Origin of the sequence: Ruminococcus sp. J1101004sp1_RTP21198st1_B9_RTP21198_201120, from assembly GCF_040924245.1 — a bacterium.
Lineage (GTDB): Bacteria > Bacillota > Clostridia > Lachnospirales > Lachnospiraceae > Blautia_A > Blautia_A faecis.
In genome coordinates this window covers 26652-35054 of the sequence record NZ_JBCOMI010000040.1, presented here as the reverse complement: position 1 = coordinate 35054, position 8403 = coordinate 26652, and the positions used below count along the sequence as shown (strand labels likewise).

The 8403-nt window shown below is 44.4% G+C and carries 12 protein-coding genes and 1 tRNA gene; 6 read left to right on the top strand and 7 right to left on the bottom strand.

Translation table 11 applies throughout. The annotated features are described in order from the left end of the window. The first annotated feature begins 1 nt into the window (after position 1). A tRNA-Lys gene (locus AB5618_RS19035) sits at positions 2-74 on the top strand. Between the two features lie 342 nt (positions 75-416). On the opposite strand, the gene yedF is transcribed toward AB5618_RS19035, so the two are convergent. The 4 genes from yedF to AB5618_RS19015 all read right to left on the bottom strand — a co-directional run bounded on the left by yedF (position 417) and on the right by AB5618_RS19015 (position 3732). Further along, on the bottom strand, positions 417-1043 hold the full coding sequence (yedF, locus tag AB5618_RS19030) for a sulfurtransferase-like selenium metabolism protein YedF (protein WP_148463431.1): 627 nt from the start codon (positions 1041-1043) through the stop codon (positions 417-419). 169 nt (positions 1044-1212) lie between these two features. Next, entirely contained in the window at positions 1213-1449 is a 237-nt protein-coding gene (locus AB5618_RS19025) for a DUF3343 domain-containing protein (RefSeq protein WP_173772864.1), read from the bottom strand. Between the two features lie 73 nt (positions 1450-1522). Next, the gene (locus AB5618_RS19020; RefSeq protein ID WP_368366984.1) at positions 1523-3466 is read right to left on the bottom strand and encodes a serine hydrolase domain-containing protein; all 1944 of its coding nucleotides are present in this window, start codon (positions 3464-3466) and stop codon (positions 1523-1525) included. A 113-nt stretch (positions 3467-3579) separates the two neighbouring features. Further along, positions 3580-3732 carry a DUF6783 domain-containing protein gene (locus tag AB5618_RS19015; RefSeq protein WP_308768453.1) on the bottom strand — a complete coding sequence of 51 codons (153 nt, stop codon included), beginning with the start codon at positions 3730-3732 and terminating at the stop codon, positions 3580-3582. Between AB5618_RS19015 and AB5618_RS19010 the strand changes: the two genes are divergently transcribed. Together AB5618_RS19010 and AB5618_RS19005 are read left to right on the top strand one after the other, a co-directional pair. Beyond that, complete coding sequence (locus AB5618_RS19010; RefSeq protein WP_325064570.1) at positions 3664-3933, top strand: DUF6783 domain-containing protein; 270 nt, start codon at positions 3664-3666, stop codon at positions 3931-3933. The two genes, AB5618_RS19015 and AB5618_RS19010, sit on opposite strands and share 69 nt — an antisense overlap. A gap of 45 nt (positions 3934-3978) precedes the next feature. Continuing rightward, positions 3979-4404, top strand: coding sequence for a hypothetical protein (locus AB5618_RS19005; RefSeq protein ID WP_118583182.1), 426 nt, complete (start codon positions 3979-3981; stop codon positions 4402-4404). A 201-nt stretch (positions 4405-4605) separates the two neighbouring features. On the opposite strand, the gene AB5618_RS19000 is transcribed toward AB5618_RS19005, so the two are convergent. Then, on the bottom strand, positions 4606-5796 hold the full coding sequence (locus AB5618_RS19000; protein ID WP_195982906.1) for a metallophosphoesterase: 1191 nt from the start codon (positions 5794-5796) through the stop codon (positions 4606-4608). Then, a complete protein-coding gene (locus AB5618_RS18995; RefSeq protein WP_313720568.1) occupies positions 5760-6092 on the bottom strand; it encodes a DUF6783 domain-containing protein in 333 nt (110 codons plus the stop codon). The genes AB5618_RS19000 and AB5618_RS18995 overlap by 37 nt, the downstream gene beginning before the upstream one ends. Here AB5618_RS18995 and AB5618_RS18990 point away from each other — a divergent pair. From AB5618_RS18990 to AB5618_RS18980, 3 genes are all read left to right on the top strand, one after another. Further along, the gene (locus AB5618_RS18990; protein WP_302672392.1) at positions 6012-6200 is read left to right on the top strand and encodes a DUF6783 domain-containing protein; all 189 of its coding nucleotides are present in this window, start codon (positions 6012-6014) and stop codon (positions 6198-6200) included. The genes AB5618_RS18995 and AB5618_RS18990 overlap by 81 nt on opposite strands. Then, on the top strand, positions 6197-7162 hold the full coding sequence (locus AB5618_RS18985; RefSeq protein ID WP_195982907.1) for a SpoIID/LytB domain-containing protein: 966 nt from the start codon (positions 6197-6199) through the stop codon (positions 7160-7162). Before AB5618_RS18990 ends, AB5618_RS18985 begins: the two co-directional genes overlap by 4 nt. Positions 7163-7369: 207 nt before the next feature. After that, complete coding sequence (locus AB5618_RS18980) at positions 7370-8032, top strand: hemolysin III family protein (RefSeq protein ID WP_118583187.1); 663 nt, start codon at positions 7370-7372, stop codon at positions 8030-8032. A 74-nt stretch (positions 8033-8106) separates the two neighbouring features. On the opposite strand, the gene AB5618_RS18975 is transcribed toward AB5618_RS18980, so the two are convergent. Further along, positions 8107-8349: a GIY-YIG nuclease family protein gene (locus tag AB5618_RS18975; protein ID WP_148463437.1), complete on the bottom strand. Its 243-nt coding sequence runs from the start codon at positions 8347-8349 to the stop codon at positions 8107-8109. Between the last annotated feature and the right edge of the window lie 54 nt (positions 8350-8403).

Genomic DNA, 8403 nt, shown 5'->3' with positions numbered 1-8403 from the left:
TGGAGCATTAGCTCAGTTGGTAGAGCACTTGACTTTTAATCAAGTTGTCCGGGGTTCGAATCCCCGATGCTTCACTTCACAGAATGCCGGAAATCCTTTATTTGTAAGGGTTTCCGGTCTTTTTTTATAACTCTTAAATAACACCAAGTAATCGTGAGTAAATGTCCCATTGAAAACAAGATGTCTCAAATGTGTCTCTGATAAAAATGAAATCCACGCTTTTATCTTTTTATTTTCTTTAAATCAAAATTTGATTACAAAGAAAATTGAGTTGATTTTAAAGCGTGGATTTTATTTATTTAGAAGTTATTTGCTATGAAAGTCCCATCCGTTATCCATGAATTCGCTTATGCAAGCATGGTTCATTCATGGATATCGGACGGAATTTTTGAGTACTTTTTTAATGTGTCAAAGCATTATGGACGTATGATAGTGCCTGCGTTTTCCATAATTTCTACGATTTCGTACATGTTGGTAACGCTGCCGACTGCCAGGCTTTCTTTCAGGCCGTAGAAGTCAAGGCAGGTACCGCAGGTGAGGATTTTTACTCCTTCTGCTTCTAAAGATTTCAGATCTTCCAGGGAATCGGAGTCTTCGCAGGTAAGGGATGCTCCGGAGTTGTAGCACAGAATGATCTCTGGGAGCTGATCCTGTTTGGTGAGAGCGAAAATGAAGGATTTCATAAGAATCTTTCCAAGCTGTTCTTCACCATTTCCCATGGTATTGGCGGAAAGGACGGCTACAAGACCATGTTTCTTGGAATCCGGGGTGCAGGCGGGAGCGGCGGATTCAGCTGCTGGTGTTGAGGTTGTGCTGTTTTCCGGAATCTGGAAGGTTACGGTGAAATCTTTCTCTGTTTTTTTCTCAGAAGAGACTGTAAAGCCTTTGCTGTTGCCAAATTTGGTAAGGTTCTGGACGGCAATTTCATTGTCAACGAGAATGATAAGGGTACCGCCATTTGTCATTTCTTCGGATTCTTTCTTTGCGTTTACAACTGGGAGTGGGCAGGCCATTCCTCTCGCATCAAATGTTTTGTTTTCCATGTGTAATTTCTCCTACTATCTATATTGTATTTTTTTAATTGACATTTTTTAACAGACTCTATAATACAGCATATATTAAGTAATGGATACTCTGACACAGTAAATTTTTAATATATTGCGTAAGTAATGCTGAAAATTAATTTGTATTGCATTAGAGCCTGTTTAATAATTAAATTATACACTCATATATGCCCTCAGGATCCAGGTCTTGCTCCTGAAGTAGTTTCTCAAGGGCAGTGCGGCTTGTGGGGGGCGCACACCAGGAAAGTCCGCAGCTGGCAGAGATACTTCTTGGAATCGGAATCAGTCTTCCTGGAGCACCAGTGGCTTTGCAGGATTTCTCCATGGCGATGGCGTCGGTGGTGCAGCGAAAGGTGATGATTAAGCGTTTTTCCTGGGAAATCATGGGGTACCTCCTGATTGACCGCATATTTGGTCGAAAAAAATTTTATTGCTATTAAAGTGCGATATATGGTGCATTACAAACTTTCTGTAGAATAGGAAGTGGTCGTTATTTCACTGGGTTCTGATGAGAGTTCTCCGCAATCTGATTCATTTAAGGATGAAACTGCTCCCTGTTCCGGAGCCTTTTCAGCAGGTGTCACCAGATACCCATGCGAAACCGGTTCAATAGTCTGTTCCATTACCCTGTGAAGGAGCTCCAGGCCGCCGGTGCCTTTGAAGGCTCCATAGAGAAAGTTGTTGGAGATTTCTTCGGTGATGGATTCCAGACCTTCCATGATCATGCCTTTGCCTGGTGTTTCGTACCAACGGATGAGAATTTCATCTTCGGGAAGGAAGAAAATGTTGATTTTTCTTCGAACACATTCTTCAAGGAAGGTGAAGTCCAGCTTCAGGACGGCGGTTCCGTTTTCATCTGTAGTGAATTCTCCGGAGGCTGCAATCAGATAGCTTTCCTCGTGGAGGGTAAGCCAGGATTCTTTGAATTTTCCAAGTCCTGTCGGGATGTTATGCCATTCGCCGGATTCCAGAAAGTTTACGGAGAAATTGCCTTTTTCACAGGCGAATGAAATCTTTTGCACACCTTCCGTCATATTATTGTGGAAAATCTGGATAAACAGCGGGAAAAGACCAATGCTCTGTGGAGAAAGTTCAAAAACTTTGCCATTAAGCTGTTGGGTGAACTGGTAAGGATTCGGCGCAGGAAGTCCTTTCACGTAATTCCAGGTATTAGGTCGTGTATTGGTGCTGCGGCGGAGTCCGGGCGGATTCTTTTTCCAGCCGCCCTTTCGGAGAGAAGGAAGTGTCTGAGGTGCTTGAATGCCGTTTTCAAGCTCTGCAGTCAGGCGGTTCAGGAGTGTCTGGGCGCATGGGTTTTCAGGCAGAATATCTGCAGGATGAAAGTTGCGCGGAAAGTGCTTGCGGATAATGTTCAGCATGACGCAGTTCTGGAAAAGTTCGTTATTTCCGGCATTTGTGACTACAACCATGTTCATGTCAGGATAAACGATCACATTCTGACCAAGCATTCCATTGAATTCAAAGCTGCCCGGGTGAGCCTCCATCCACAGCTGGTAGCCATAGCCGAAAGTACCTTCGATGCTTTCCTTATGCTTAGCAGTGGAGACTTCAACCCAGAATTCCGGGATAATCTGCTGATCGTTCCATTTACCTTTCTGAAGATAAAGCTGACCTAATTTAGCCATGTCCTCAGTGCAGAGGAAAAGTCCCCAGCCGCCCTTGGTAATGCCCTTAGGGCAGGTTTCCCAGAAATAGCGGGTGATTCCAAGGGGAGCGAAAAGCCGCGGTTCCAGGTACTCGGTAAGTGACTGGCCGGTGCGTTCCGTGACGATGGCGGACAGAACGTAGGTATTCAGGCTGTTGTACTGGAAATTTTCCCCGGGGGTGCCGGTGATGGAAGAATTCAGGTAGCTGGTGAGCCAGTCGTTTCCAGAGACGATCCCGGATTCGTTGAAAGTGACGCCGCTGGTCATTGTGAGAAGATTTTCTACAGTGACTTTAGGGCGGAAAATCTTGTTAAAGGTGTTCAGCTTTTTCTGGAAAATGTCGTAAATGTTCTCGTCCAGGGAAAGCTTGCCTTCCTCTACCAGAAGACCAATTGCCATGCCGGTGATGCTTTTGCACATGGAATGGGTCACATGCCAGATTCGGCTGCGGTAGGGGGCGAAATTGGCCTCGCAGATGACCTTTCCATTTCGGAGAACCATGAAATGGTGCATATCTGTATAGTGTGAAGTGTCTAGATCCCGCAGCAGGTCGGCCAGCATGTCAGAGGAAATACCCTGACTCTCCGGCGTGGCGCGGGGAAATGGCTGCTCGTATGGTTTGTCAAATGGAAATTTAGGCTTTTGCGGGAAGAAATCTACCCGGCTGGCTCCGTCCGTTTTTCCCAGGATAATGTTTGTAATCAGTTCTGCAACTGCAATCTGTTCTTTTGCCATAAGGTGCTCCTTTCTTTGGGAAAGCGGTAAAAGTTGTTGTTAGGGTTATTGTAGCAGTGGGGGACAAGTGTGTCAATAAGGTGTGAAATAGGGAAAATTTATAAAAAATGGTTCTATAGGTTGTATTGGCAGACATAAATATAACTAGAGTCTGTTTGAAAAATCATTCCCGCAATCTGCACGCCCCACTTTGCGGTATATTTCACCCGAATTCGGTTGCCGTAGCCCGCTACGGCGCCCTCATCCGGGCAAAATCTCCCACAAATTGTGATGCACATCTTGCAGAAAGCCTTTTTCAAACATGTTCTAGACCCTGCACAATCATGAAAAGTGCGCAGTTCGCAGATGAGTTTTTCCAGGCATATTCTGGCGGCTGTTTGCTGTTAGCTGTCCGTGCAGTCTGCCGGAGGCAGAAAAAGTGCCTGAAATGGTACAAAGTTAATTGCATTAGGAGACAGCGGCGGTGATGAGCTTTTGGATTTTGGACAGGCATGACAAGAAGGAGGACCTTTATGAGATTATTGAAAAAATATTTCAATCGGGAAAATAAATTCAGTTTGAAAGAACGTTTCAATATGGTGATGACCGTGGTGACTTGTTTTTTCATGGGAGTGATGAGTGAAAATGGACGGGGTATGCAGGGAATAAAGGGACTGATTGATGGAATCGGCGGACTGGCTGTAAGGATGAATGGATGGCTGAGTGTGGTGACTGGCTGGGAGCTGGGCGCGCATGAAGCTTATGAGATATATGAAAAAGGTATAGTGGGAAGATTTTTCCAGGGAAAGATGCTGGAAGGAATAGATGTGGTGAAGCGTGGACAGGCTTTAGTGGAAAGGGCTGGGCTGCGAGGAAGAAGGGGAAATCGGATACGGGATGTTTCACATGAGAAAGGACTGCCTTGCATGGAACGATGGGGGTGCAGAGGCAGTCCGTAGGGGCATAATCGGTTGATTTAATGTAACTATGAAACCTATATTGTCAGGTGGATATGTGATGGTTGGCTCTGTATATAAATACAGTGAAGCATGGTTGGAATGGCTTAAAATCTGAACCGGCAATATTTGAAAAATTAATTGGTAACTGTGAACTATGTTCACGAAAACATCTCGCGGTATAGTATCTGTGGTATAGTTACATTAATTGTTAAAATGAACTGTAATCGGACAGATTTCGCTGTTGGTGCCGACTCTCATGTTCGGACCCCAGATCCCGGCCCCGGAAGTGACAATGTTGTGCATAGTTCCTTTTCGAAGGTAGCCACAGGAATTTTCCCAGAATAGATGGATAATCAGGTTTCCGGGGAAAATCTGGCCGTCATGGGTGTGACCACAAAGGTCAAGGTCAACACCGGCAGCAGCTGTCTCGTCTAATTCTTTTGGCTGATGGTCAATGAAAATAATTGGTTTTCCCTGGTCCAGCGATTCGGTAAGCTGGGCCGGAGTGGCTCTGGAGCCTTCTACTTTTTCACAGCGGGAGGCATCCCGGCGGCCGACAATATAAAATTTGTTGTCGATCAGAACAGCTTCATCGTCTAGCAGGTGGATTCCTGCGTCTGTAAGAAATTCTTCCATTCTGGGATCGTTGTAGTTATCTTCTGTTCCGTTGAAGGTGAAACCTGCCAGGATTGGTTCGTTCAGGTCGTGATTGCCCCAGCAGGCGTAAACTCCATATTTGGACTTAATTCCTTTTAAAATTTCTTTTAATTTATCTGGTTTGGAAATGGCGTCATATTCATTATCGAAAATATCACCTGCGATACAGACTACATCTGGATTTTCAGTATTGATCTTTTTCACAATTCGTTTTGCCTGGGCGGTTCCCATGCTGTAGCCGAAATGGGTATCAGCGAGAAGGACTATTTTCAGGGAATCCATGCCGTCAACTGTTTTTTCAACGTTTATCTCATAAGGTGTAGTTTTCACATGGGTTACATGAAGGATTCCGTAAACACTGAGGCTGATGATCAGTATGGTGCAGATCAGGCCTGTGATGACGAAAGTGCTGCGGTGCCCGATAAACGGGGCATGGAATATGTATTTCAGTATCAGACGGCCAAAATCAACGACAGCGATTACCAGCAGAATATAGATGAAAGTTCCGAGAAAATAGTTACCTGTATGCTTGAGAATACGGTGCAGGTTGGCCGGCTTTTTGATGAGAAAGCCGGTGAGCAGGGCTGTTGCTAATATTATGTAAACTCCTATAAAGGAAGCGCGAAATGCCATTGTCTGAAAAAGTCTGTGACAGGCGCCCATCCATCGTATCATCCAACGGACAACGTATGCATTGATCAGGATGTATAGGGGTGCGAGAAAGAGTGCGGCCATGAAAAACCTCCGTTATATTTACTTTGAAAATTAGCAGTTACACGCTTTGTTACCGTGTCTGCGCAACAATGGGTACAGTATACTACGGTTAATAAGTTTTTGCAATTGTGCATATAATAAGGAGAAATGAGATAGACAGGAGAGCTGTTGCTTATGCGGCAAAGCGAGAAAGATTCCTGAAACCTAGAGCGTGTTTGAAAAAGGCTTTCTGCAAGATGTGCGTCACAATTTGTGGGAGATTTTGCCCGGATGAGGGCGTCGTAGCGGGCTACGACAACCGAATTCGGGTGAAATATACCGCAAAGTGGGGCGTGCAGATTGCAGGAATGATTTTTCAAACAGGCTCTAGAACATCAGGTATGCCAATTATTTTTAAGCAATGGCAAAGTGCAGGAAATATATGAGAAAATGGTTTCGGAGCTTTTATTCTTCAGGGATGTTTATTCCATTCATTTTATTACTACCGTATATGTGTACAATTGCCTTGAATGGGGCTGATAAAGCACTTTTACTGCATTCTCCGGGGGTGGAGGATATGGTTCCGCTGATGTTGATGGTACAGATGAAAGGGGATTATGCGGAGGAAGCGGTGAAATCTCAGGCGGTGATTGCAAGGTCGGAGGTGTACAGGCGGCTGGAGGAGGGGGAAAGTGAAGGAGAAATTCTGGATGAAGTAAGTGAAAGTATCGCAGGGAAAAACAGGGAAAGAAGAGTTGAGCAAATGACAACTGCGACAGAAGATGAAGAGGTGTTATCCTTCCGAATAGCAGAATTAAATAGTGGCAGGAGTTTTGTTGTTGGGTATGGAGGTGTCTGGAAATTACTGAGTGCGGTGGATAAGCTGCAGCAGTATGGAGCAGCGGCAGAGGCAACAGTCGGGCAGGTTCTTACATATAATGGAAAGCTGAAATTAGTTCCCTATCATGAGATCAGCAGCGGTAAAACCAGGGATGGGAAAGAGGTTTTTCACAGTGCAGATTATGGCTATCTGAAATCAGTGGAAAGTAGTCAGGACAGGGAGGCACCAGATTATGTAAACAGTACATATGTGCCTGCCAGTCAGCTTCCTGCGAAGCTGGTGGTCAAAAAGCGAGATAGTGCCGGTTATGTGACTGCGCTGACAGCTGATGGAAACTGGCTTGAGGGTGAGACTTTTCGCCAGGGCATGCATCTGGCTTCCGCAGATTTTTCAGTGCAGAAAGTAGGAAAAATGGTGCGCTTTTTATGCAAAGGAAAAGGACATGGAATTGGATTTTCCCAGTATGGGGGGAATGAGATGGCGAAGAAAGGGAGTAGCTGGGAGGAGATATTGGAGACATATTTTCCGGAGATGGAGGTTGAGGCAGTGATGGAGATGGAGAGGTGAAAAATGTTGCTGAAAATCGAAAAATTACTTTTATTATAAAAGTTTTATAAAACCCCTTGAATTTTTCAAAAAAAGTGTTATAGTATAACACATACTTGATGACGTAGTAATTAAAACTACATGATAAAGTTTGCAAAAACATTGCAGCTCAGGGATCAAACTGATTGCTTGCAAAGTTGCTTTGGAAAAGTTCTAGGAGGTGCTATCATGAAATTTAAATTAAAAGATCCGGGAAGTGCGATTACACATGGGATTGCTTTTCTTCTGGCAGCAGTGGGAGCAGCGCCTTTATTGATTCGCTCGTCAGAGTGGAGCGATCATATTCATATTGTGGCACTGGGAGTGTTTATTCTTACGATGATGCTGCTTTATGCGGCAAGTACTCTTTATCATTCCGTTGATTCTACGGCGAAGGTGAACCGCAGACTGAAGAAGCTGGATCATATGATGATCTTTGTAATGATCGCTGGAAGCTATACGCCGGTGTGCCTGATTGTTCTTCATAACAAGATTGGATATATACTTTGCGCACTTGTGTGGGCGACAGCAATTCTGGGAATTGTATTTAAGGCATTCTGGGTGACTTGTCCGAAATGGATTTCTTCTGTGCTGTATATTGGAATGGGCTGGTTGTGTGTGCTTGCGTTCATGCCAATTATTCATGCATTGCCTAAGGCTGGATTTGGCTGGCTGCTGGCGGGGGGAATTATTTATACGATTGGCGGTGTGATCTATGCACTGAAGCTTCCCATCTTTAATGCGAAACATAAGAATTTTGGGTCACATGAGATTTTCCACGTATTTATTATGCTGGGAAGCGCGTGTCATTTTATTGTGATGTATTGTTTTGTGGCGAATATGCCGATTTGATGATATGGTAAGGTAAAATATTTTAGACAAGTTTTTTAATAACTTTTAATATTTAGAGGGAACTGTGACCTCCTTTAAAATTCCATCAGGGCTAATTTTTTCGCCCGGGTTAATTGTTTGATTGCATATTCCCGGCTCATGGCTTCTTCTTTGGTGGCGTAGCCTTCGTAGTAGACAAGAGTTACCGGACGTTTGGTTTTGGTGTATTTGGCTCCGTTTTTGCCGCTGTTGTGGGCTTTTAGGCGCTTTTCCAGACAGTTTGTCCATCCGGTGTAAAGAGTACCGTCGGCACACTGGACGATGTAGGTGTAATTCATGGGGCTCCTTTTTTGGCTGTAAGGTGAAATTTCTTAATGTTTTACTATGAAAGT

Excerpts from the sequence above, each read along its gene's own strand:
- yedF (WP_148463431.1), bottom strand. The coding sequence starts at position 1,043 with ATGGAAAACAAAACATTTGATGCGAGAGGAATGGCCTGCCCACTCCCA.
- AB5618_RS19025 (WP_173772864.1), bottom strand. The coding sequence starts at position 1,449 with ATGATTTCCCAGGAAAAACGCTTAATCATCACCTTTCGCTGCACCACC.
- AB5618_RS19020 (WP_368366984.1), bottom strand. The coding sequence starts at position 3,466 with ATGGCAAAAGAACAGATTGCAGTTGCAGAACTGATTACAAACATTATC.
- AB5618_RS19005 (WP_118583182.1), top strand. The coding sequence starts at position 3,979 with ATGAGATTATTGAAAAAATATTTCAATCGGGAAAATAAATTCAGTTTG.
- AB5618_RS19000 (WP_195982906.1), bottom strand. The coding sequence starts at position 5,796 with ATGGCCGCACTCTTTCTCGCACCCCTATACATCCTGATCAATGCATAC.
- AB5618_RS18990 (WP_302672392.1), top strand. The coding sequence starts at position 6,012 with ATGTGCGTCACAATTTGTGGGAGATTTTGCCCGGATGAGGGCGTCGTA.
- AB5618_RS18985 (WP_195982907.1), top strand. The coding sequence starts at position 6,197 with ATGAGAAAATGGTTTCGGAGCTTTTATTCTTCAGGGATGTTTATTCCA.
- AB5618_RS18980 (WP_118583187.1), top strand. The coding sequence starts at position 7,370 with ATGAAATTTAAATTAAAAGATCCGGGAAGTGCGATTACACATGGGATT.
- AB5618_RS18975 (WP_148463437.1), bottom strand. The coding sequence starts at position 8,349 with ATGAATTACACCTACATCGTCCAGTGTGCCGACGGTACTCTTTACACC.